Annotated in this window: 16 protein-coding genes; 11 read left to right on the top strand and 5 right to left on the bottom strand. The window is 45.9% G+C overall.

All coding sequences use genetic code 11. The features are described from left to right. The 7 genes from KHS38_RS20480 to KHS38_RS20450 all read left to right on the top strand — a co-directional run bounded on the left by KHS38_RS20480 (position 1) and on the right by KHS38_RS20450 (position 8,583). Positions 1 to 1,566: a HAMP domain-containing methyl-accepting chemotaxis protein gene (locus KHS38_RS20480; protein WP_213490495.1), complete on the top strand. Its 1,566-nt coding sequence runs from the start codon at positions 1 to 3 to the stop codon at positions 1,564 to 1,566. A 32-nt stretch (positions 1,567 to 1,598) separates the two neighbouring features. Beyond that, a complete protein-coding gene (locus tag KHS38_RS20475; protein ID WP_213490493.1) occupies positions 1,599 to 3,245 on the top strand; it encodes a methyl-accepting chemotaxis protein in 1,647 nt (548 codons plus the stop codon). A gap of 15 nt (positions 3,246 to 3,260) precedes the next feature. Next, positions 3,261 to 4,118 (top strand): CheR family methyltransferase, encoded by an 858-nt coding sequence (locus KHS38_RS20470; protein WP_213490491.1) that lies wholly within the window; start codon positions 3,261 to 3,263, stop codon positions 4,116 to 4,118. Between the two features lie 15 nt (positions 4,119 to 4,133). Then, positions 4,134 to 4,622: a chemotaxis protein CheD gene (locus tag KHS38_RS20465; protein ID WP_213490488.1), complete on the top strand. Its 489-nt coding sequence runs from the start codon at positions 4,134 to 4,136 to the stop codon at positions 4,620 to 4,622. A 4-nt stretch (positions 4,623 to 4,626) separates the two neighbouring features. After that, positions 4,627 to 5,697, top strand: a complete 1,071-nt coding sequence (locus KHS38_RS20460; protein ID WP_213490486.1) for a protein-glutamate methylesterase/protein-glutamine glutaminase — start codon at positions 4,627 to 4,629, stop codon at positions 5,695 to 5,697. Between the two features lie 486 nt (positions 5,698 to 6,183). Next, positions 6,184 to 6,999 carry an ABC transporter permease gene (locus KHS38_RS20455; RefSeq protein ID WP_213490484.1) on the top strand — a complete coding sequence of 272 codons (816 nt, stop codon included), beginning with the start codon at positions 6,184 to 6,186 and terminating at the stop codon, positions 6,997 to 6,999. 45 nt (positions 7,000 to 7,044) lie between these two features. Beyond that, complete coding sequence (locus KHS38_RS20450) at positions 7,045 to 8,583, top strand: FtsX-like permease family protein (RefSeq protein WP_213490482.1); 1,539 nt, start codon at positions 7,045 to 7,047, stop codon at positions 8,581 to 8,583. A 113-nt stretch (positions 8,584 to 8,696) separates the two neighbouring features. On the opposite strand, the gene KHS38_RS20445 is transcribed toward KHS38_RS20450, so the two are convergent. From KHS38_RS20445 to KHS38_RS20425, 5 genes are all read right to left on the bottom strand, one after another. After that, entirely contained in the window at positions 8,697 to 9,536 is an 840-nt protein-coding gene (locus KHS38_RS20445; protein ID WP_213490480.1) for an SDR family NAD(P)-dependent oxidoreductase, read from the bottom strand. Positions 9,537 to 9,709: 173 nt separating this feature from the next. After that, positions 9,710 to 11,527, bottom strand: coding sequence for an AAA domain-containing protein (locus tag KHS38_RS20440; protein ID WP_213490478.1), 1,818 nt, complete (start codon positions 11,525 to 11,527; stop codon positions 9,710 to 9,712). A 147-nt stretch (positions 11,528 to 11,674) separates the two neighbouring features. Beyond that, on the bottom strand, positions 11,675 to 12,223 hold the full coding sequence (locus KHS38_RS20435; RefSeq protein ID WP_213490476.1) for an RNA 2'-phosphotransferase: 549 nt from the start codon (positions 12,221 to 12,223) through the stop codon (positions 11,675 to 11,677). A gap of 126 nt (positions 12,224 to 12,349) precedes the next feature. Next, positions 12,350 to 15,475: a beta-galactosidase, LacZ type gene (gene lacZ, locus KHS38_RS20430; RefSeq protein WP_213490475.1), complete on the bottom strand. Its 3,126-nt coding sequence runs from the start codon at positions 15,473 to 15,475 to the stop codon at positions 12,350 to 12,352. A gap of 126 nt (positions 15,476 to 15,601) precedes the next feature. After that, a complete protein-coding gene (locus KHS38_RS20425; RefSeq protein WP_213490474.1) occupies positions 15,602 to 17,968 on the bottom strand; it encodes a glycoside hydrolase family 127 protein in 2,367 nt (788 codons plus the stop codon). Positions 17,969 to 18,208: 240 nt separating this feature from the next. On the opposite strand from KHS38_RS20425, the gene KHS38_RS20420 reads away from it, so the two are divergent. The 4 genes from KHS38_RS20420 to KHS38_RS20405 are packed head-to-tail and all read left to right on the top strand — an operon-like array spanning position 18,209 to position 23,037. Beyond that, positions 18,209 to 19,141, top strand: a complete 933-nt coding sequence (locus KHS38_RS20420; protein WP_213490472.1) for a dihydrodipicolinate synthase family protein — start codon at positions 18,209 to 18,211, stop codon at positions 19,139 to 19,141. An 11-nt stretch (positions 19,142 to 19,152) separates the two neighbouring features. After that, positions 19,153 to 20,733 carry an aldehyde dehydrogenase (NADP(+)) gene (locus tag KHS38_RS20415; RefSeq protein WP_213490470.1) on the top strand — a complete coding sequence of 527 codons (1,581 nt, stop codon included), beginning with the start codon at positions 19,153 to 19,155 and terminating at the stop codon, positions 20,731 to 20,733. A 1-nt stretch (position 20,734) separates the two neighbouring features. Next, a complete protein-coding gene (locus KHS38_RS20410; RefSeq protein ID WP_213490468.1) occupies positions 20,735 to 21,736 on the top strand; it encodes a 4-hydroxyproline epimerase in 1,002 nt (333 codons plus the stop codon). 17 nt (positions 21,737 to 21,753) lie between these two features. Then, the gene (locus KHS38_RS20405; RefSeq protein ID WP_349627947.1) at positions 21,754 to 23,037 is read left to right on the top strand and encodes an NAD(P)/FAD-dependent oxidoreductase; all 1,284 of its coding nucleotides are present in this window, start codon (positions 21,754 to 21,756) and stop codon (positions 23,035 to 23,037) included. The last annotated feature ends 33 nt before the right edge of the window (positions 23,038 to 23,070 follow it).

Below are 23,070 nucleotides of genomic sequence, written 5' to 3'. Positions count from 1 at the left end.
ATGCAGCGCATAAATAATATAAAGATATCTACCAAGCTATATATGCTGGTCGGTATGCTGATTCTGATCATCGGGGTTATAGGCTTTAATGCCGAACGGGATCTTAAAAGAGTAAATGACTCTCAGGCGAACACGTTTAACAACGATGTTTTACCGTTAAGGCAGTTAAAAGTGGTCTCAGACCAGTATGCCGTAACCATTGTTGACGGTGTTCACAAGATCAGAGCCGGTAATTTGAGCTGGCAGGCAGGCCTGCACGGTATCAGTCAGGCACGTCATGATATACAGGCAAGCTGGTATAGTTACCGCAACACGGTACTTTCGGCAGATGAAAAAGAACTGGCTACGCAAACAGCACCTCTTATTGAAGAAGCCAACGCATCGATTGATCATTTGGAAGATATTCTGCAACGAAAAGATTCAGTAGCCCTGGAGGCCTATGCTAAAAAAGAGCTTTATGCTAAAATTGATCCCGTTACGCAGAATATCAGCAGGCTGTCCGATTTGCAGCTTAAAACTGCCGAAAATGCTAATAAAACATCAGCAGATATTTATGAGCATGCCCGTTCGCAATCTTTATATCTTATTATCGGTGCTATCGTATTTGGTTTGGGCTTTTCTATAATCATTGTACGTAACGTCGAAAATATCGTAAAAAAACTTAAAGAATTGGTGGCTTATGTACAAACCGCTTCCGACAATATATCGGCCGCCAGCGGCGAAATGAGCGCATCTGCCCAGCAAATGTCTGAAGGGGCAACGGAGCAGGCTGCATCTGCCGAACAGGTATCTTCTGCTATGGAAGAAATAGCCGCCGGGATACAACAAAATACAGAAAATGCCCGCATGACCGAGCGTATTGCTCTCGAAGCCGCCACTCATATTGTGGACGGCAGTAAGGCTGTTAATCACACGGTACAATCCATGAAAGAGATTGCTGAGCGTATTACTATTATCGGTGATATTGCACGTCAAACCAATCTCTTGGCACTGAATGCTGCTGTGGAGGCGGCCCGGGCCGGTGATTATGGAAGAGGCTTTGCCGTGGTGGCGGCAGAGGTAAGAAAACTGGCCGAACGCAGCCAGACTGCAGCGCTTGAGATCAATAACCTTTCCCGGTCGGGCGTTGCCGTAGCCGAAAAATCAGGGCAGCTTTTAGAAGCTATTGTTCCGGAGATACAAAAAACGGCCAGGCTGGTACAGGAAATCAGCTTATCGAGTATCGAACAAAACAGCGGCGCAGCCGAAGTGAATAATGCGCTGCAGCAACTCAATCAGGTTATTCAGCAAAACGCAGCAACCTCTGAAGAAATGGCTGCAAGTTCGGAAGAACTGGCCAGCCAGGCAGAGCAATTAAGGGATGTAATTAACTTTGATTTGGGTAACGATGTGCGCTTAACTGCACCATACCCCGGCCAAATGGTTAGCCAGCGCAACGCAAATATACCTGCCGTTAAAAAGCAGACACCTAAAAGCAGAAGCACGGCAAGCTATAAAAGCCGTTCAGGCATTCAGCTTAATATGAACGGAAAAGACACGTTAGACGATAAGTACGAGCGGTATTGATCTTCTAAACCTAAAAAAATAAACTATTGATTATGAACCGTATTAAAATATCAACCAAGCTTTTTATTCTGGCTTTACTGTCATCTGTAGTACTGGTTGCTATGGGCGTGTATAACCTTGTTAACATCAGCAAGGTAAACAGCTCGCTGGAAACGATCTACAAGGACCGTGTGGTTGGCTTAAAGCAATTAAACATCATTGCTGCGCAGTATGGCATCGGCATACTGAATGATGCTCACAAAATGAGTAAGGGCGCGCTTGCCTTTAAAGCGGGCGACCGGGAAATAAAAGCTGCCGAGCAAGTTATTAAAGATAGCTGGAAAACTTATTTAACGGCCGATAGTACACCCGAAGAAGAACTTATAGCGGCAGACGCAGAAAAACTGATGCAAAATGCAGATGCCGTGCTTGGCCAACTGCATGAAATTTTGGCAAAAGGAGATAAAAAAGCGCTGTCGGTATTTATTCCGAATACACTTCACCCGGCTATTGATCCTACCATTAATAAGATCGGGCAACTGATCAATATTCAAATGACGGTAGCTGAGCGCGAGTACCAGCAGGGGGAGGCCGTTTATACCGAAACCAAAATCAGTGCGTGCATCTTTGTTATGTTGGGTATTGTTATCTCCGTTGTTGTTTCAATAGCTATCATCAAAAGTATACGTAGGTCTATTGATTATGCATCACAGGTTATTTCGCGGTTATCTGAAGGCGATTTGACCGTAGACATACAGCCAAAAAACAATGACGAGATTGGCGTAGTGTTAAGTGACCTCAAAATGATGACAGATAAAATCAAGGAGGTAATTGTGTATGTAAATTCTGCATCAGATCATATTGTGGCAGCCAGCCAGGAGTTAAGTGCGTCGTCAGAACAAATGTCTGAAGGGGCAACGGAACAGGCCGCGGCCACCGAGCAGGTGTCATCTTCAATGGAAGAGATGGTAGCGAATGTGCAGCAAAGTGCCGAGAACGCCATCGAAACTAAAAAGATTGCGGTTAAAGCTTCCACCGATGTAATGAATGGCAGTACCGCGGTGCAAGACGCCCTGGGCTCTATGCGGTCGATTGCTGATAAGATTCATGTAATCAGTGAAATTGCCCGCCAGACCAATATATTAGCGCTTAACGCCGCCGTGGAAGCCGCCCGTGCAGGCGATCAGGGAAGGGGCTTTGCAGTAGTAGCGGCAGAGGTGCGAAAGCTGGCTGAAAAATCGCAGGCTGCTGCAACAGAAATTATTGAATTGTCGAGATCGGGCGTCACCATTGCCGAAAAATCAGGTATTTTATTAGGACTCATTGTGCCCGATATCCAGCACACGGCTCGCCTGGTAGAGGAAATCAGTGCATCCAGCGCCGAGCAAAACTTGGGTGCGGAGCAAATTAACGATGCCATGCAGCAACTCAACCAGGTAACGCAGCAAAATGCGGCTACATCAGAAGAAATGGCGGCCAGTGCCGAAGAACTTTCCGCTCAGGCCGAGCAGCTGAAAGATATGATCTCTTTCTTTAAGCTTGAAACAGCTTCTAAAGTAACCCGTACTGCAATACGATCCGACCTGATTTCTAAGCGCTATAATAACAGTGCTAATAAACCGGGTAAGTTACCGAAGCAGAAATTGAACGGGGTGAAATTGAATATGGATTCGCTGGATTCAGAATACGAAAAGTTTTAATGAGGGTGCAGCAATATGAGTTATGTTCCCCCATCTAAGCCTTTAGGCAGCGGGCTTTCCAATACAGATTTTAGCCGGTTAAGCGCTTTTATTTATACGCATTATGGCATCAAGCTCCCGTCATCAAAAAAGCTGATGCTGGAAGGGCGTTTGCAAAAAAGGCTAACAGCGCTAAATCTGAATTCGTACAAAGCCTATTGCGATTATGTTTTTAGTGCGGAAGGGCAACGGTTGGAACTGGTGCCCATGATGGATCTGGTTACGACCAATAAAACTGACTTTTTTCGCGAAGCGGTACATTTTGATTTTCTGTATAATGAGGTGTTGCCTGCTGCTCAGGACGCATTGCCCGCTGGTAAGGCTTTCCGTGTTTGGAGCGCAGGCTGCTCAACCGGTGAGGAACCTTACACACTGGCGATGGTACTCAGCGAATTTCAAAGTAAAAACAAGGGTTTTGAATACCAGATACTGGGTACAGACATCTCCACACGCGCTTTAAACAGTGCGGTTACCGCTGTTTATGCAATAGATAAGGTAAATCCTGTGCCACTTGCATTAAAACGCAGGTATTTACTTAAAAGCAAGGATGTGCAAAATAAAACGGTACGGATTGTGCCTGAGTTGCGCGCCAGGGTAAACTTTGAGCGGTTGAATTTTATTGAGGATGATTATAGTCCGCTACAGCAATTTCAAGTCATATTTTGCCGTAACGTTTTAATTTATTTTGACCGGCAAACGCAGGAGAAAGTGATTAAAAAGCTGTGTACACAATTACAAAGCGGTGGCTTTTTATTTTTGGGGCACTCCGAGTCGGTGGCCCATATGAATTTACCCCTGGTACAAATCAGGCCCACAGTTTTCAAGAAGGTTTAATAATTAGCCTGTTAAATGGATAAGTTTTATTTACTTCCCGGAAAAGTATTTGCAGACCGGAGCCCGCATGTGGTTGATACGGTGCTTGGATCGTGTGTGGCTGTGGTGTTGTGGGATCCGGTGTTGCGTTTTGGCGGCATCAATCACTTCATGTTACCCAAGCTAACGGGAAATGGTATATTGTCCGACAAATACGGTGACATTGCTATGCAAAACCTTATCCAGAAAATGTTGCGGTTGGGCAGTTATAAAACAAACCTTAAAGCCAAGGTTTTCGGCGGAAGCATCAGGCATGATGCAAATGGTATTTTTCAGATTGGCCAGCGTAATGCGGAATTTGCCTTTGATATATTGGACGTAGAAAAGATTCCGGTTGTTAGCCAGAGTGTAGGCGGCTGCCTGGGCCGTAAGTTGATTTTTTATTCTGAAAATGGCGATGTAATGCTAAAATTCATGAAGCCGGCCGATGCCATTGCACCAGCCCCAAATAAACTCAAATACTGATCACATGAACGAGCAAGTTTCTGTATTGATTGTAGATGACTCGGCCCTGTTCAGGCAGCTGTTGCATAAAATATTAAATGGCGATCCCAGTATTGAAGTAATAGCTACCGCTGCTGATCCTTATATTGCAGCCAATAAACTAACCAAGCAGGTGCCGGATGTAATTATCCTGGATTATTACATGCCCAGAATGAACGGCCTTACGTTTCTCAGAAAAATCATGTCGCAGCACCCTATACCGGTTGTCTTTCTGGCTGATATTGATTCTGAAGGTAGCGAAATTGCATACAAAGCACTTGAATATGGTGCCGTGGATGTTTTATCAAAAGAAATTTTTGTCACCTCCGGCAGCACAGAAGAAGCCGCTTCAAGGATACGAGAGGTAGTAAAAAGGGCTGCACATACGCAGTTAAAAAAGCGGTTTTTTGCTGATATGGCAGTAGTGCCGCCTAAATTATCTGCAGATGCTGTGTTGCAGGCTACGAGGACAAACAGTCAGCTCACGTCAGCCAAAATTGTGGCTGTAGGTGCATCAACTGGTGGTACTGAAGCCATTAAGGTGTTTTTAGAGGCCTTGCCGCCTGATGCCCCCGGCGTAGTTATCGTACAGCACATGCCTGAAAACTTTACCAAAGCATTTGCCGACCGTTTAAATGACCTTTGCCAGATACGCGTGAAAGAAGCTGAGGATGGTGATTTGATTGAAGCCGGAGTTGCTCTCATTGCCCCTGGTAACCAGCACATGATGGTGAAACGACGAGGTACAAAATACTATGTGGAACTGAATAGCGGCCCGCTGGTAAACCGGCATCGGCCATCGGTTGATGTATTATTCCGTTCGGCAGCTATTTACGCAGGCAAGAACTGCATCGGCATCCTGATGACCGGTATGGGCGATGACGGCGCAAAAGGTCTGTTGGAAATCCGTGAAGCGGGCGGCAGAACCATTGCACAGGATGAGCGCTCATGTGTGGTATTCGGTATGCCGAAAGAAGCTATTCAGCTCAACGCCGCAGAATCGGTACTGCCTCTCGGTGGGATAGCACAATACGTTATGGATGAGTTATTAGCTTAGCCAAGTGCTTTGTATCAGAAGTTAATCGTATAATAGAAATGGCAGCTTTAAATTAAATGGCTATTTGCTATAAAAGTATTCAAAACTAAATTTGATTTTATTTGACGTTAGGCGTACCCAGATTAGTCTAACGAAATATTAATTGGCCTTCACTTTGTTTTCAATTGCCAACATTTGGCTTTGATCTCCATACATCAGCGTAGCTTTACACATACTATCTTTATCAGGATATAACAGCATATTTCCCACCACCTTTAGGTAAGCTCATCTTAATCGAAAACGAACGTTTATTGTATCGAAAGCGAACACTGATTAATGTATTATGTGTGATAATCGGCTTTAAGTCAATATTTTAACATATAGGTATAGGCTTTGCAATTTGGTTGGAGCCCTAATGAGCGATAAGAACCCTGATAGTCAATTAAGCAGACCTGTTTACTCAATAGAGGCGACACCGCATAACTAAGCCATTGTTAAATAGACGATATGATAAAGAATTACATAAAGATAGCCTGGCGTAATATTGTTACCAATAAGCTTTTTACTACGCTTAATATTGCCGGACTGGCAATTGGGATGTGTGTTTGCATTACGCTGTTTGCCTGCATATCTTATGAATTGAGTTTTGACCGCATGTACAAGAACTCGAAAAATATTTACCGGATAAACATGCAAACCACTGCACAGTATAATTACAAAGTATGGGCGCAGTTACCTAATGCGGTTGGGCCTGCTGTTGCTCAGGCCATTCCGGAGGTAAAAGCTGTGACGCGGCTTATTAAGCACGATTTTGGCGCCCGGGTATCGTTAAAAACAGATGAAAAAAACTTTACCGAAAAGGGCTTGTACATGGCCGACTCAACAGTTTTTAGCATGTTTGATATGCGGTTTACAGAAGGAAACGCCCATGCCGCATTTATACAGCCTAAATCTATTGTCCTCTCGCAGGCTGCAAAAGAACGATTGTATGGCAAGGCATCGGCCCTCGGGAAGATCATTTATGTAAACAACCGCGACACCCTTCACGTTTCGGGCGTTTATGCCAATTTACCGGCAAACAGTACCATTGATTGTGATATGATTTACAATATTATGGACACTTGGGCTGGTAAAAACGTTTACTGGAGTAATGCCAGTTATGAAACTTATTGTTTGTTACAGCCCGCAGCAAGTATACAACGCGTACAAGCGCAGGCAACGGCCCTTATTGATAAGAATGTAGCAAAGGATCAAAAGTACTTCACCCGATTTTTGTTTCAGCCACTCACAGCTATTCACCTGTATTCAGCCGATATCAGATAGGGTTACTCGTCCAAAATCGGTAACATCAGTACAGTAAAAGCGCTCATGTTTTTATCCATATTGGTGTTGCTTATCGCCTGTATCAACTACATGAATCTGGCAACTGCGCGTTCGCAAAAACGCGCTAAAGGGGTAGGCGTAAACAAAGTATTGGGTGCAAATGGCCGCCATTTAGTAGCGCTTTTTTACACTGAAACAGCTTTACTGTCCTTAGTTGCTATACTTATAGGATATGGTTTTGCCTTTATATTACAGCCGCTATTTCAGCGCGTTACAGGTATTGTGTTAAGTTCAACGGCATTTTTTGCTGTGCCTATATTACTTTGCCTGTTTGTAACATGGCTGCTGGTAACTGTTATAGCAGGCAGTTACCCGGCATTTTCAATGTCACGCATTTCCCCATTGGTTTTAATGAATAAACTGAAGTTAAAACATTCCGTTGCCGATTTTATCCGCCGGTCGTTGGTGGTATTCCAGTTTTCCGCTTCTATTATTCTGATTATAGCTGTGATCATTATCCTGCAGCAGATCCAGTTTATCCGTAACAAGGATTTGGGGTATAACCCGAAGGGTATAGTTGCCGTGAACATTAAAGCTGCACAAAGCCAGCAGCAGGTAACGGCGTTCATGAACAATTTGCAGGGGCTATCCGGTGTAGAAAGCGTTTCGGCGGTACAGTCTATTCCGGGCGATGTAGAGAGTGGCAGAAGCGTATGGAAATTAGGAGGCGATGATAAAGGTATGCCGGTAAAAACCTGCCATACTGATGGCTCCATCGTAAAAACCATGCGGCTGAAGCTGCTGGCAGGCAATAGTTTGCCGCATACTGTTGCGGCTGGCGATACCACTTGCTATGTTTTATTAAATGAGGCCGTTATCAAATATCTTGGCTTTCAGTCGCCGCAGGATGCCGTGGGTAAGTACATTGGCACAGAGATGGGCAGCAAAGCCATTGTAACCGGTGTAGTTAAAGACTTTAATTACCAGTCGCTTAAAAGCGAGGTAGGCGGCTATGTTTACTATACGATGAATGAGGCACCGGAATCATTGCGCACGTTACTGATCCGTTATAACACTAAAGATATCCCCCGCTTTGTGCAACAAATACAGAACGATTTTAAAGCGGATATGTCCAACTCGAGCTTTGATTACGAATTTTTGGACAGCCATATTCAAAACTTATATAATGCCGAACAGCATATGGCCACAACAGCTACCGTTTTCTCCATACTGGCCATATTTGTGGCTTGCTTAGGGCTGTTTGGCCTGGCGGCTTTTATAGCCGAGCAAAGAACCAAGGAGATAGGCATTCGCAAAGTGCTGGGCGCAAGCGTACCGGGCATTGCCAAATTACTGACAGGCGATTTTCTGAAACTCGTAACACTTTCCATCCTGATTGCCTCACCAATAGCCTGGTATATCATGAACCAATGGCTAATGGCATTCAGTTACCGCATACACATAAACGCCTGGGCTTTTGTTATTGCGGGAATCACTGCTATTGTATTTGCGCTGCTTACCATTAGCTCGCATGCTATCAAAGCGGCTGTGGCTAACCCGGTAAATAGTTTAAGAAGCGAGTAATTGCAGATAATAGTTTGAATATTCACTACCCAATTTTCCTTTTGGGAACCGGGTAGTGAATATACAAATAATCAATCAGCCTCTTTTACTGCTTACAAAAGTATAAGTTGGTATTACGCACCAAAATCGGTAATTGACGATAACTCTTTCCACTGCTCCAGGTTGGCTTTAAGCTGATCGGTTTTCTGCAAGGCCCGGTTATAGGCATCCGTACCCATAAAGAACCGGACGGGAGGCTCGGGCATTTCCGCCAAGCGGATGAACACCTCGGCTGCTTTTTGCGGATCGCCGGCCTGCTTGCCGTTCATGGTAAGGTAGCGAGTGTGCGATGCCCTTACGGCCTCATATTCTTCCATCTTGTTTTCGGCTAAAACCAACGATTGTTCGCTCAGGAATTCTGTGCGGAATGCGCCCGGCGCAACTACCGTTACATTAATGCCAAATTCGCGTACATCATCTGCCAGTACTTCCGACAGGCCTATAACTGCAAACTTGGTAGCTGCATAAACCGACCAGCCTGTTGCTGCTGCAAAGCCGGCTATAGAAGAGATGTTGATGATGTGCCCCGAGCGTTGCTTGCGCATCACCGGTAATGCTGCTTTGATTACTTTAATCGTACCATATACATTTACGCCAAAACTGTCCACTATTTCTTTTTCGGATAGCTCCTCTAAACTACCTCCAATACCAAAACCCGCATTGTTTACCACAACATCAACACGGCCAAATTTGCTTACGGTTTGTTCAATAGAACCGTTAACAGAGGCCGCATCGCCCAAGTCAACTTCCAGTGGCAGGAACTGGTTGCTGTTTGTATCACCAACGGCGCTTTGCATGGCATCTGCTGATCTTGATGTTGCCGCTACCCTGTAGCCAGCAGCTAATAATTGTTTTACCAATGCCAATCCCAAGCCTTTGGATGCACCGGTAACATACCAAACTTTCTTATCCATTTGCTTAAATTTAATAAAGCAAAGGTGCATCAGGATGGCCCTGTGGCGTTTGCGATCATCAAACGAAAGCTTGCAAAATTCAAACAATCATTTGATACGGCTCATCATTTAGCCACATACAGTGGTTAAAAAGCAGCCTCTATAATGGATGCTTAAGTGTTATCTATATCACTTCAATATTCCCAAACACTTTCATAGCCGCCCAGCTTTTCGGCATAGGCTATCATTTCTGCGTAAAACGGCGTTTGCGCCAGGGTGGCACTATCACCAACTAAAACCAGCTTTCGCCTTGCCCTGGTCATGGCCACATTCATGCGCCGGTAATCTGACAGGAAACCGATAGTGCCGTTGCTGTTGCTTCGCGTAAGCGAGATATAAACCACATCCCGCTCTTGGCCCTGAAAGCCATCCACGGTATTTACTTCTACGGTTGTTCCGGCTAATTGCTCTTTTAAAATTGTAACTTGTTCTTTGTAAGGGGCAATAACGGCAACGCTTACGCCTGTATAATTCATAGTGTCGATATGCCGAATAATAAAGGCAGCTTCCTCGGGGTTGGCAGTGCTGGTGCCTTCGGCCTGCTCTTCATAACCTGCACCGGCCGTGTCAATAAAGGTAAAAGGTTTGTCGCCGGGCACTAATACACGGTTAGCCACTGAAGGATGTGCAACAAGATTGTTGTTGTAGAATTTGAGCGATGAAAAGCCCATGATCTGGGTATTCATGCGGTACTGCTCCTCTAACAAGGTTACCGCCTGAGGGTGCAGGGCTACGCATTTTTCTAACAGGGTTGTGGTTAGCGCGCTCGATGATGATTTAACCGTTGGCGGTAGCTGCAGGTGATCGCCTGCTAAGATAACCCGCTGCGCTTTCAATATGGGTATCCAGGCGGCAGGTTCCAGGGCCTGGCCCGCTTCATCCATAACCACGGTATGGAATTGCAACTTTTTGATGGTATGATGCACCGAGCCAACAAGCGTGGCGGTAATCACTTGTGCTTTGCTGATCACATCATTGCTGACAAACTCTTCAATAGCAGTCACATCGCGCATAATGCGGTGCGCTTCGTCAAAAAGTGCCTTACGCTGCTCCCGTTCTGCCTTGCCGAAGCTGCGTTTATATTTGTGCGCCATGTTTTTGTACTCGGCAGCCATTTTCCGTAGCTTTTTTACTTCCTTAACCTGCTCATGTAAAGCGACGCGGCTATCCAGGGTAAGTTTTTGCAGGCGTTCGGTCACGCGGACGGGGTTGCCAATACGCAGTACATTCAGGCCGGTGTCGGACAGTTTTTCGCTTAACAGATCAACTGCCGTATTGCTGGGCGCAACCACCAGTATCTGCTGGTCGCCTTGCGCAACTAAGGCTTGAATTGCTGCTACTAAAGTGGTGGTTTTACCTGTGCCGGGCGGGCCATGCACAATAGCAAGATCCTGTGCGCTTAAGATACAGCGAACAGCAGCCTCCTGCGACTTGTTTAAATTTGCATTTGTATAAGTTACCGGAACAAACGATGGGCTTGTTTCACCTGTTAGCACCTTGATGATGCGGGAATCGGTTTGCGCTGCTTTTTTCAAGGCATTGCGCATCTCGTCGTAACTATAGTCGTCAAACAACAGGTCGATACCCAACTTACCGTCGGCGGCCCAGTCGGGCAGTTCCTCCACCGTTAAGGTAATCCTCATCCGGTCAGTGCCTAAATAAGTTACCGTTCCTTGCGCCCTGTCTTGCTGATCGTGATTTGAAAACAAGGCAACCGAACTGCCAAAGCGGATCTGATGTGACAGTTCTTTATGGGTGGTACGTTCAACCTCAATGCTGAGATAGTCGCCACGTACAGGCTCCGTGCCGCGGATAGCAATTGGATACCAGCACAAGCCCAACGCCCGGCGCTGTGCCGCTCCTGTACCGGCTGTTAAGCCCGCAAATGAAGCTTCATCGGCAGCACGTTCTGCCGAAAGTAAATTTGTGAGATCCTGAAAATAGCTGTTCATGCCCTGCAAATGTAGGATTATTGCATAGCTTGGAAGTGAGTTAAGCTATTTTGAGTTCATGTGGTAAACGTAAGTATATATTTTGTCTGCAACTCATTGTTCAGCCTGTTGCAGTTATCTCGCCAGATATAAACCGAATCTGCTTAGTTATTGTGATAACTGCAAAAAGTTCGCGGGTACGGTTTCAGTTAACCACACGCCGTTTGCAGATAAGAAAAATGTATAGCCATTCTGATGCATCTCAAGGGCAAGCACCTCAAGCACTACCGGTTTGCCATGCCGGCTGCCTACTTTGATGGCCGTATCCCGGTCTGCACTCAAATGTACATGCTGCCTGCTGCGCTTTTCGAGGCCTGATTGCAGAATGGAGGCTACTGACTGGCTGCCGGTACCATGATATAAAACAGTAGGCGGAACCTGCGGCTCGTAACCTAAGTCTACCTCAACGGAATGCCCCTGGTTTGCTCTAATTTTATGCCCATCATTACTAAAGGCAAAGCGCTTTTTGGCATTGGTTTCCACAACGTGGTTAAGCATCTCCAGGGTAATCAAATGTCCGTGATTGGCGGACTGTTTCAGCAGCTCATCCACCTTAACCCAGCCCTGTTCATCCAGTTCAATACCGATAAGATCGGGCTGATGCCGCAACACCAGGCTTAAAAACTTACTGAGCTTGGTTGTTTCTTTCTCGTTCATAGTTACTTTGATATTACTTGATAGCTGCTTTTACAGTATGGCATTACTTTACAGCGAATATAATAATCAATAGTAGATATGCATTGTGGCACCGACTTAATATATCAATAAGAATGTGTACCACACTTAAAGTATAGGACGGATCATAAAGCTGTATTGGTAGTTGCCAAAAGGTAACTGGTACTTAGCCATAGGCCGGGAATGCCAGCTGTCAATACCGCCTACCCCCATTTGTTTGTAATCAATATTCAGCTGGGTTTGCGGGCGTGCAATCAGATCGGCAGCGTGGCGTTGGTGGCGTTTGTCGCCATCGTCCAAATCACTGTCGCGGTAATGCAGTGCACTCATGCTTAAGTTTTGGTCGGATGTAATTTCCAATCCTTTCCCGTTTTTATTCGTGATCCTAAACCAGCGGATATCGGTTTTATTGCCCGTTTCCTGTGGGGTAACGTAATGGAAGTACTGCGAACTAACGGTTTGTTTATATAATCCAACATGTGCGCTGTAATTACGATCCTGATAGTTTTCAAAAGGCCCGCGGCCATAGTAAATGATCTGCTCAAACCCTATGGGCAAAATCCACTGCATGCCAAAACGGGGCAGCATATCTGTTTTTTGCGTGGTATCTGCTTTTAATTGTTGGTTGATGAGAACCTCACCCGCTGCATTGATGGTATAAGATAGGGTAAGTTGAGAAGCCACATCCGGCAGGCTGTAAACCGCTTTAATCGTGGCTACATCATGCTGTAACTGGTTGGTAAAGCTAATCAGTTTGGCATTGTTTACTGCTGTTTTCCACTTTTTAAGTTTGGTTTGCAAGCTGGCTCCATAGTCATTGTCATTGGGTGCGCGCCAAAAGTTGGGCTTTAATGCTGCTTGGTCATCCAACATTGCCGTTCCTTTCAAGCTGTAGCTATGCATCCAACCCTGTTGCTTGTCAAAAACTATTCTGGCAATAGTTGAGGTGAAGGTTATACTATGTTCGCTTTCCTCTTTTTTCAACCTGCCTTTGCTTTCAACGAGAAGGATATTTCGGTAATTGCCCTGTAATTTCAGCTGATCGGTAGCTATGATATGGCCCGCGCCAACAAGCGGTTCTTCCTTTTTTAGTTTATAAGTGACATTTAAAAAGGCTTCTCCGTCGGCTGTTGGTTTAATCGGTAAGCTGATCCGGCCGGTTTGCTGTGGTGCAACGCTTATATTTTGCACATCACCGTTCTGCTGCTTTTTGCCGTTTACAATCACCTCCCAGTTCAGCGAAACGTTACTGAGATCTTTAAAAAAGTTTTCGTTGTAAAGCTCGATGGTATGCCCGTCAATAAATTTGGTTTGGATGCTTTGATAAAGCTTTTTCATTTCCCAAGCATGGGGATAAGGCGTGCGGTTGGCGTAAAAGATACCTTTGGCAGCATAGTTCCAATCGGTAATGGCTTCTTTAGGCTCATAATCACCACCATAAGTATATACCGTATCGCCTTTAGCATTTACCCGCTGAAAGCACTGATCAACAAAATCCCAAATAAACCCGCCTTGGAATACGGTCTTGTTGCCGCGTATAATATCCCAGTAATCCTTGAAGTTACCTAAGGAGTTGCCCATGGCATGTGCATATTCACACATAATGAACGGGCGCTTGGGCGTTGGGTTGCGCTTAGCATAGGCCAGCATTCCATCCGGCGTAGGATACATGGGGCATATAATGTCCGAATTCCACTCCCAGGTGTAAGTTCTGTAATCGGCCACTGCGCGCTCGTATTGTACGGGGCGGCTATGGTCGCGGTTTTTCATCCACAAATAACAGCTGTAAAAATTATACCCATTACCGGCTTCATTACCGATGCTCCAGATAACGATGGCGGGATGGTTCTTGTCGCGCTCAACCATGCGCTGTACCCGCATCAAATGGGCATTAACCCAGGTAGGGCGGTTGGCCATGGTTTGCGTAATATCATACCCCATACCATGCGATTCGATATTGGCTTCGCCCACAACATAAATTCCATACTGATCGCACAGGTCGAGCCAGTATTCGCTATTGGGATAATGGCTTGTGCGTACGGCGTTGATATTAAAAAGCTTCATCAGCCTGATATCGCGCAGCATAGCTTCTTTTGAAATGGTTTGCCCGGTAACCGGATCGGTCTCGTGCCGGTTTACACCTTTAATTAATACCGGCTTGCCGTTTACCAGAAATGCACCATTTTTAATTTCAATTTTACGGAAACCCACGCGTTGTGGTATCACCTCTGTTACCTGGCCATCACTATTTTTAAGCCTGATAGTGAGTTGATATAAATTGGGTATTTCAGCACTCCATAAGTGCGGTGCCAATACTTGTAGTTGCGTTGTGCCAAGGGCCGAGGTATCAAATGCAACGGTACCAATGGCAACTTTTACTGTGCCGTATTTCAGTTCAACCTCGGCATTAACAGGAGCAACGGGTTTTTTGTTGAGATGGAGCTTGATATATAATCGTCCATTGTGATAAGTACTGTCCAGGTCTGGAATTACCTCGGTATCGTAGATGTGAACCGGATTGCGTGCCACGAGGTAGCAGTCGCGTGTAATGCCGCTCAGTCGCCACATGTCCTGATCTTCGATATAGTTACCATCGCACCAGCGCATGATTTTCAGTACAATCAAATTTTTACCGGAGGTGAGGTAGGGAGTAACATCAAATTCAGACGGCAACTTGCTGTCCTCTCCATAACCTACATACCTGCCGTTTACCCAAACTGCTAAGTTGGATTTTGCAGCGCCGATATGTAACACCACTTGTTTGCCCTGCCAATTGGCGGGTAAGGTAACTTCGCGCCGGTAAACGGCAGTCGGGTCAAAACTAAGCGGCACCACAGGCGGATTTACCTGGTTATTCATCAGGTAAGCAAATTCAAACCCTGAGGTAGTATAAATGGGAAAGCCATAGCCATTCATTTCCCAGTTACTCGGTACATTGAAGTTTTTCCAGGCGCTGTCATCAAAATTAACGGCCTCAAAGTGTTCCGGGATGCCGGCCGGGTTTTCGGCCCATTTAAATTTCCACGCGCCGTTCAGGCTTTGGTAATTGGCGGATGCATGCCAGTTGTTGGTTTGGGCAAGCTTTTCATTCTCGTAAACAAAGTAGGAGGAATGCATGGGCAGGCGGTTTTCCTCATTTTTAGTTTCATCGAGCCAGTATGGCTTTTGAGCCCGGGAAGTAAAAGCAATTAAGCAGGTAAGTAACAATAGAACGAAATGTTTCTTTGAAAGCATAATATTGATTGAGCAGAAGTGCTGATAGGCTTGAAGTATTAATAAAAAAGATACCTGTAGCCTTGACCCCGGCTACAGGTATTGAAATGCAGAAATCAGAAAAAACTTGTTTTGAGAATAACAGAATTAGTTTTTTACCATGCGGCTTCCATATACCGGTCCGGCGCTGTTACCTTCTCTGGCCAGCAGTTTTACCGTAACCTGTTTCTTACCTTTGGTTAGTTCCATCGGTATTGCGTATGAGATGTCATAAAAGCGGCTTTCTTTGTATTTGTTCAAATCTTCGGTCGTAACCTTTGTGCCGTCAATCATTACATCGAAAACCCGGCCGCGGTTATCCATACCCCAATAAGTGTTAATCAGCATGTTTTGCGTAGTAGGGTCAGTTTTCATAGTATAAGTTAAAAAACCGCCGTTCTCGGTTGAACGCCATTTTTTCTGATGATCTTCTCCTATGCTTTCATGCTCGCCGGTAAAGTTGTGGTCTCTTTCGGGTTGCATTTCACCTAAACGTATCACGTCGGTTGTGCGGGCTTCCAGTTCCTGTTGTTTCTTCTTTTGCTCCTCGTAAGCCTTTTGTTGTACTGTCCAGGCCTGCGGTGTAAATACATCCCAGTAAACCGAATAGTATTCATTTTTGGTTTGATTGAAGGGGACAAGCTGCACCTCGGTTGGCTGGGCTATGTTAACGGTGCGAAAGCGTAGCTGATTTTTATCAACCATTTGCAGCCATTGTTTAGGATCGGTTTCGCTGGTTACAAACACCGGTATGCCCTTCAACGGATCCGGCTCCTGGTTGCCCAAAATACCGGCCAGTACTACCGGGCCGTAAAACAAAGCCCTGCGGTTTCCATTGTCAGGCATGGCCTCGGTGTAGATCGTTTCGGGTAGCGTAAGCTCAATCCGGTCATTGTTTTTCCATTTACGGTTAATTACCAGATAACCCTCTGCATCGGGCAATAATTGCTGTATGGTGCCATTTACTTTTACCGTGCAGGTGCTGGCCCAGCTGGGTTTACGTAAGCGAACAGCAAAGGTAGCTGGTTTGGCTGCTGTGATGGTTAACGTGGTATGATCGTCAGCAGGTAAGGTGGTTTCCTGCTTTACTGAAATGCCTTTGTCTTTCCAGTTTAGTACCGATGGAATAAACAGGTTAACGTACAAGCTGCCGTCATTCCCACGAAAATAAATACTTTCATTGTATTTTACATGGTTTTCCATCCCCGAACCTACGCAGCAGGTAAAGGTGGTAAAAGGTGTACTATATTCTTTTTTACCACCCATGCGCAGGGGCACAAAGTAGCACATCATCCCATCATCATGGTTTTGCGAAGCCAGTATATGATTGTATAGCCCCTTCTCGTAATAATTCATCAAACTGGCCGACGGGTTTACCGAAAATAAATGCCGGGTAAGCTTCAGCATGTTGTAGGTATTGCAAGTTTCGGTCGTGTTTTCAGTAAGCTTGTCATTTAGCTTACGCGGCTCACTCAGGTACTCATAATTGCTGTTGCCGCCTGTAGCATAGGAGTGGTTGTTAACAATAGTTTCCCAGAAAAAGTCAGCAATATTCTGGTCCTTCTGTTCGCCGGTTAGCTCATATCTGCGGGCGCTGGCAATTATTTTAGGTATTTGGGTGTTGGAGTGTTTGCCTGGTAAAATATCCTGCTTGCTGGCCAGCGGGTCTAAAACGCGCTTGTCATAAAATTTGTAGGACAGGGTTAGATATTTTTCATCACCAGTAATGGCATATAAATTAACCAGGGTTTCGGCCATGCCTCCGTACTCGCACAGCAGCATTTTCTGTATTTGCTCATCTTTCAAATTCTTTAGCGTTTCGCCGGTCCAGTTGGCCATGCCTTTACACACAGTAAGCGCCTGCTTATTGTCGGTATATAAATAGGCATCCAGTAAGCCGGCCATTACCTTGTGTACCGTATACCAGGGCGACCATCCGCCATTCAGGTCAAACCCTCCTGAACGAATATTGCCTGTGGCAACTTCTGCCCACAGCGTGTCTTCTTTCGGTATGGCGCCTACATAACCCGTTTTGCGTGCTACCTGGCAATCATAAAGCTCCTTAGTAATATAATTAACGCGTTTCAAGCATTCCACATCACCGGTTGATGCATACTGCATGGCAATGGCCGAAATGTAGTGGCCCAGCGTGTGCCCGGCCAAACCGGATGATTCCCATCCCTCATAAATGTTTCCCTTTGGCTTTAAACCCGAGTGGGAGCGAAAGTCGGCCAATAGTCTGTCCGGATCAATGGACTTAAGGTAAGCAGCATCTTTGATCATAGCCTCCTTAAAGGGGCTTTCCAGCAGCTTCACATCCTTCAAGTCAAACGAATAGGCTTTAATGGCAACTTTAGGTTTGATTTTCATGCGGCCATCGTTCAGCTCCGGCACATAAGATTGGGCTTGTGTATTTATACTATATAGGTTGCCTGCCAAAGCGGCCAGCATAATAAATAAGTATTTGTTACGCATAAATTAAAGTATGGTGGGGTAAGTAAGGTAAAATTAGGGAGATATGCCAGCGCGAAGTAGATTATAATTTGCAGGAGTTGCCCATATTTTAGCTCCTTTAACTATGCGCTGTAGCACTGCTGAATTCAATCATGCTTGTACGAATATCTAATGGTTAAAATGATGCTATACCCTGATAAATTATAGGCGATATCCCTGTTTTTTACACGGTAGCTTTGGTTTTAACAAACTGAAACACATATGAGCATTAATTGGAAAGGGGTATTCCCGGCTGTTACTACTAAGTTTAAAGATAACGACGAACTTGATTTTGATGCCTTTGATAAGAATATTGAAGCCCAGCTTGAGGCGGGTGTTGATGGTATAATTTTAGGCGGCTCGTTAGGCGAAGCCAGCGTGCTTTCTGAACAGGAAAAATATGATTTACTGACCCATACTTTACAACTTGTTGCAGGGCGGGTACCGGTACTGTTAAACATTGCCGAGTCTACCACTAAAAATGCGGTAAACTGCGCTAAAAAAGCACATGAACTTGGCGCAAGCGGCCTGATGCTGTTGCCCCCTATGCGTTACTACGCTGATGTAGAAGAAACGCTCGATTATTTTGAGCAGGTAGCCCAAAGCACGCCCCTTCCTATCATGATCTATAATAACCCTGTTGATTATAAAATTGAGGTAACGCTGGATATGTTTGCCCATTTGGCCAAGTATGATAATATACAGGCGGTTAAAGAATCAACCCGTGATATCTCCAACATCACCCGCATGTTTAACCGGTTTGGCGACCGTTTTAAAATTTTTACAGGCGTTGATCCACTGGCGATGGAAAGCCTGGTAATGGGTGCCGATGGCTGGGTAGCCGGCCTGGTAGATGCTTTTCCAAAAGAAACGGTAGCTATTTACCGCCTGGTAAAAGCTAAACGATATGATGAGGCGCTTGCTATATACCGCTGGTTTTTACCGGTGTTGGAATTGGATATTCATCCTAAGCTGGTGCAGTACATCAAGCTGGCCGAGGTAGCTACCGGTATTGGTACCGAAAAAACGCGTGCCCCCCGTTTAGCGGTAAAAGGAGCCGAGCGCGAAAAAGTATTAAAAATTATTAACGATGCATTAGCACAACGCCCGGAATTACCGGTTGGTAGCTGGGGTATACTTGAGGCTATTGCTTAAATAGGTTTTGCATGAACGGAAATAATATTGTTGCCTGCGAATATGTTGCTTCATCAGGCCAAAGCTTTAGCGCTATTAACCCGGCAACCGGTAAAAATCTTGATGGCGATTTCTATCCTGCTACAGATGCTGATGTAAATAATGCTTTGCAACAGGCTACCGAAGCTTTCGAGGCTTACAGATCACTCGATAAAGACAAAAAGGCTGCATTTTTAAGGCAGATTGCAGAGGAGATAACAAGCCTGGGTAGCGCCCTGGTTGATCGTGCATCGGCCGAGAGCGGCTTGCCTGCAGCCCGGTTATTGGGCGAGATGGGGCGTACTACCGGGCAATTACGCATGTTTGCTGATCTGGTACAAGAAGGCTCATGGGTTAACGCTATTATTGATACTGCTTTGCTCGAACGTACCCCTTTGCCACGGCCCGATATCAGGCGTATGCTGGTTGCGCTGGGGCCGGTGGTGGTATTTGGCGCAAGCAATTTTCCGCTGGCATTTTCGGTAGCGGGTGGGGATACCGCTGCTGCGTTAGCTGCCGGATGCCCGGTTGTCGTAAAAGCGCACCCCGCACACCCCGGCACCAGTGCCATGGTAGGCGATGCAATTTGCAGAGCAGCCAAACACTGCGGCCTGCCCCAAGGAGTATTTTCATTGCTTTATGATTCGGGCTACGAGGTTGGTGCAGCTTTGGTAAAGCATTCACAAACCAAAGCAGTTACCTTCACTGGTTCTTTCAAAGGCGGATCGGCACTGATTAAGATGGCACAGGAAAGACCGGTACCTATTCCCGTATTTGCTGAGATGGGTAGTATCAATCCGGTTGTTCTGCTACCCCAGGCACTAAATAAACGTGCGGATGAACTGGCTGCTAAATATGCAGCGTCTATCACGTTGGGGGCTGGCCAGTTCTGCACCAATCCGGGATTGCTGCTGGCTATTCGGTCGGATGGGTTGAATCAGTTTAAAACGTCATTGGCTACCGCCATCAAAAACATACAGCCGGCAACTATGCTAACGCCCGGGATTTTCAACAACTACCAAACGCTGTCATCCGCTGTTGCGGCCGAAAAAGGCGTGTCTGTACTGGCGCAGGCGGAAGCTGGTGAAAGTGGTGCTGTTAACCAAGCCCCGGCATTGGTGGCGGAGGTTGCCGCGCAGGAATTTTTATCCAATCCAAAATTGATGGAAGAGGTATTTGGGCCATTTTCATTACTGGTAGTGGCTGATGACGAGGCCCAGCTTAACGCTGTTGCCGATGCCTTGCAAGGCCAGCTTACCACCACCATAATGGCCGAGGATGATGAATTGCCTGAGTATACCGGTTTGTTAAATAAACTTGCCAATATTACCGGCCGGTTGATATTAAACGGCGTGCCCACAGGCGTTGAAGTTTGTGCCGCCATGCAGCACGGCGGTCCTTACCCAGCCACTAACGATAGCAGGTATACCTCGGTAGGCTCCACAGCAATATACCGGTTTGTACGTCCCCTGGCATGGCAGGACTGGCATCCGTCGCTCTTGCCGGATGAATTGAAAGACAGCAATCCATTACGCATATGGAGGCAAGTTAATAATCATATCACTAAAGACTAACATGGCCGATAAAACCTTTTTTTGTATAGATGCACATACCTGCGGCAACCCGGTTAGGCTGGTGGCAGGTGGCGGCCCAAACCTGCAGGGAAAAAACATGAGCGAGAAGCGACAGTACTTTTTGCAACACTATGATTGGATACGCAAAGGGCTGATGTTTGAACCCCGCGGGCATGATATGATGTCGGGCAGCATTCTGTACCCGCCTCATAATCCCGAAAACGATGTTGCGGTTCTGTTTATTGAAACCAGTGGCTGTTTGCCCATGTGCGGGCATGGCACCATCGGCACCATCACTATCGCTATTCAGGAAGGCCTTATCCAGCCTAAAACGCCAGGCATTGTGCGTATGGAGGCACCTGCAGGTTTAGTGCTTATTGAATACAAGCAGGAAGGCGGACAGGTAAAATCTGTAAAGCTGCGCAACGTACCTGCTTACCTGGCGGCCGAAAACCTGGAGGTTGAATGCCCCGATCTGGGCAAGCTTACGGTAGATGTGGCTTATGGCGGTAATTATTACGCCATTGTGGATCCGCAGCAAAACTTTAGCGGAATCGAAAACTACACCGCTTCGCAATTAATTGCCTGGAGCCAGGTGCTGCGCAAGCAAATCAATGAACGTTACACTTTTGTGCACCCTTTAGATCCCACAATTAATACCTGTACCCACCTGCTATGGGCCGGAGCTACATTGTCGCCCGAAGCTACAGCCCGCAATGCAGTATTTTATGGCGATAAAGCAATTGACCGCTCACCATGTGGCACCGGTACCTCTGCGCGTATGGCGCAGTGGTATGCCAAGGGGAAATTAAAGTTTGGTGAAGCATTTATCCATGAAAGTATTATCGGCAGCAAGTTTACCGGTTATATAGAAGATGTAGTGGAGCTGGCTCAATATGATGCCATTGTGCCAAGTGTGGAAGGCTGGGCTAAAGTGTATGGTTACAATACCATCAAAATCAGTGATGATGATCCGTATGCACACGGGTTTCAGGTAATTTAAGTAAATACAAGGGCTTAATAGAATCGGCGCATGCTGATTTTCTGATCAATTATAACATGTCAAAAGTAATCATCATAGGCGGCGGTATCATAGGCTTAACTTCCGCCTATTATTTAAATAAACAAGGTCATCAGGTAACCATTCTCGAAAAAGGAGAATTGCTGGATAACTGCTCGTTCGGTAATGCCGGTATGATTGTGCCGAGCCATTTTGTGCCGCTGGCTGCACCGGGTATGATACAGCAGGGAATCCGGTGGATGTTTAACAGCAAAAGTCCATTCTACGTAAAGCCATCCCTCAACCCTGAATTGCTAACATGGGGGTTAAAGTTTATGCGAAAAGCCACCCGGCAGCACGTGGCCCAATCAGCCCAACCGTTAACCGATTTATCTTTGCTAAGTAAAAGCCTGTATCAGGACCTGCAAAACCAGCCGGGCTTTGCGTTTAAGGTAACCAATAACGGTATACTGGCATTTTATAAAACGGAAAAAGTAGGCGAAGAAGAAGCGCATCTGGCAGAACAGGGCCGGAAGCTGGGTTTGGATATGGCTGTGCTGTCGGCAGCCGAGTGTGCTGCCCTGCAACCCGATTTAAAACTCGACGTGTTAGGGGCGGTGCATTACCGGTGCGATGCTCATTTATATCCTAACCAGCTCATTGCCGATTTGGTAACGCATTTGGAAGCGGCCGGAGTTAAAATTCAGCGCAATACAGAAGTAACCAAAATTGAAGCGATAAATGGTAGTATAAGCAAAGTAATAGCCGGCAACAATGCTTACAATGCCGATGAATATATTATTGCAGGCGGTTCGTGGTCGCCGGCCATTGCCCGGATGCTGAACCTGAAGGTTTCCTTGTTGCCAGGGAAAGGTTATTCGTTTATGGTCGAAGAAAAGCAGAACCGCATGCAGATCCCTGCATTGCTTTGCGAAGCCCGGGTGGCCATTACGCCAATGAACGGGAGCATCCGTTATGGTGGTACGATGGAAATTGATAAACTAAATGATCGTATCAACATGAACCGGGTAAGAGGTATTGTTGAATCGGTACCTAAGTACTTCCCGGATTTGCACCCGCAATTGCCCGACACCAAAGATATCTGGTTTGGTTTCCGTCCCTCATCACCGGATGGCTTACCTTACATAGGGCGCGTGGCTAAATTCAAAAATCTGGTTATTGCAACAGGGCATGGCATGATGGGGTTAAGCCTGGGCCCAGCAACCGGCAAATTAGTAAGTGAAATAGTGGCAGGACTAAAAACGACTATTCCGGTTGATGCATTTGCACCAAATCGGTCTTAAGGATTAAATTTCTGTCAAATTATACGGTTAACA

Source organism: Mucilaginibacter sp. Bleaf8, assembly GCF_018390515.1.
Classification (GTDB): Bacteria; Bacteroidota; Bacteroidia; order Sphingobacteriales; family Sphingobacteriaceae; genus Mucilaginibacter.
Note: the sequence above shows the minus strand (reverse complement) of the source record. Positions and strands in the feature narration are given on the sequence as shown.

Bases quoted from the DNA above. Each gene is read 5' to 3' on its own strand.
- KHS38_RS20480 (WP_213490495.1), top strand. From the start codon at position 1: ATGCAGCGCATAAATAATATAAAGATATCTACCAAGCTATATATGCTG.
- KHS38_RS20475 (WP_213490493.1), top strand. From the start codon at position 1,599: ATGAACCGTATTAAAATATCAACCAAGCTTTTTATTCTGGCTTTACTG.
- KHS38_RS20470 (WP_213490491.1), top strand. From the start codon at position 3,261: ATGAGTTATGTTCCCCCATCTAAGCCTTTAGGCAGCGGGCTTTCCAAT.
- KHS38_RS20465 (WP_213490488.1), top strand. From the start codon at position 4,134: ATGGATAAGTTTTATTTACTTCCCGGAAAAGTATTTGCAGACCGGAGC.
- KHS38_RS20460 (WP_213490486.1), top strand. From the start codon at position 4,627: ATGAACGAGCAAGTTTCTGTATTGATTGTAGATGACTCGGCCCTGTTC.
- KHS38_RS20455 (WP_213490484.1), top strand. From the start codon at position 6,184: ATGATAAAGAATTACATAAAGATAGCCTGGCGTAATATTGTTACCAAT.
- KHS38_RS20450 (WP_213490482.1), top strand. From the start codon at position 7,045: ATGTTTTTATCCATATTGGTGTTGCTTATCGCCTGTATCAACTACATG.
- KHS38_RS20445 (WP_213490480.1), bottom strand. From the start codon at position 9,536: ATGGATAAGAAAGTTTGGTATGTTACCGGTGCATCCAAAGGCTTGGGA.
- KHS38_RS20440 (WP_213490478.1), bottom strand. From the start codon at position 11,527: ATGAACAGCTATTTTCAGGATCTCACAAATTTACTTTCGGCAGAACGT.
- KHS38_RS20435 (WP_213490476.1), bottom strand. From the start codon at position 12,223: ATGAACGAGAAAGAAACAACCAAGCTCAGTAAGTTTTTAAGCCTGGTG.
- lacZ (WP_213490475.1), bottom strand. From the start codon at position 15,475: ATGCTTTCAAAGAAACATTTCGTTCTATTGTTACTTACCTGCTTAATT.
- KHS38_RS20425 (WP_213490474.1), bottom strand. From the start codon at position 17,968: ATGCGTAACAAATACTTATTTATTATGCTGGCCGCTTTGGCAGGCAAC.
- KHS38_RS20420 (WP_213490472.1), top strand. From the start codon at position 18,209: ATGAGCATTAATTGGAAAGGGGTATTCCCGGCTGTTACTACTAAGTTT.
- KHS38_RS20415 (WP_213490470.1), top strand. From the start codon at position 19,153: ATGAACGGAAATAATATTGTTGCCTGCGAATATGTTGCTTCATCAGGC.
- KHS38_RS20410 (WP_213490468.1), top strand. From the start codon at position 20,735: ATGGCCGATAAAACCTTTTTTTGTATAGATGCACATACCTGCGGCAAC.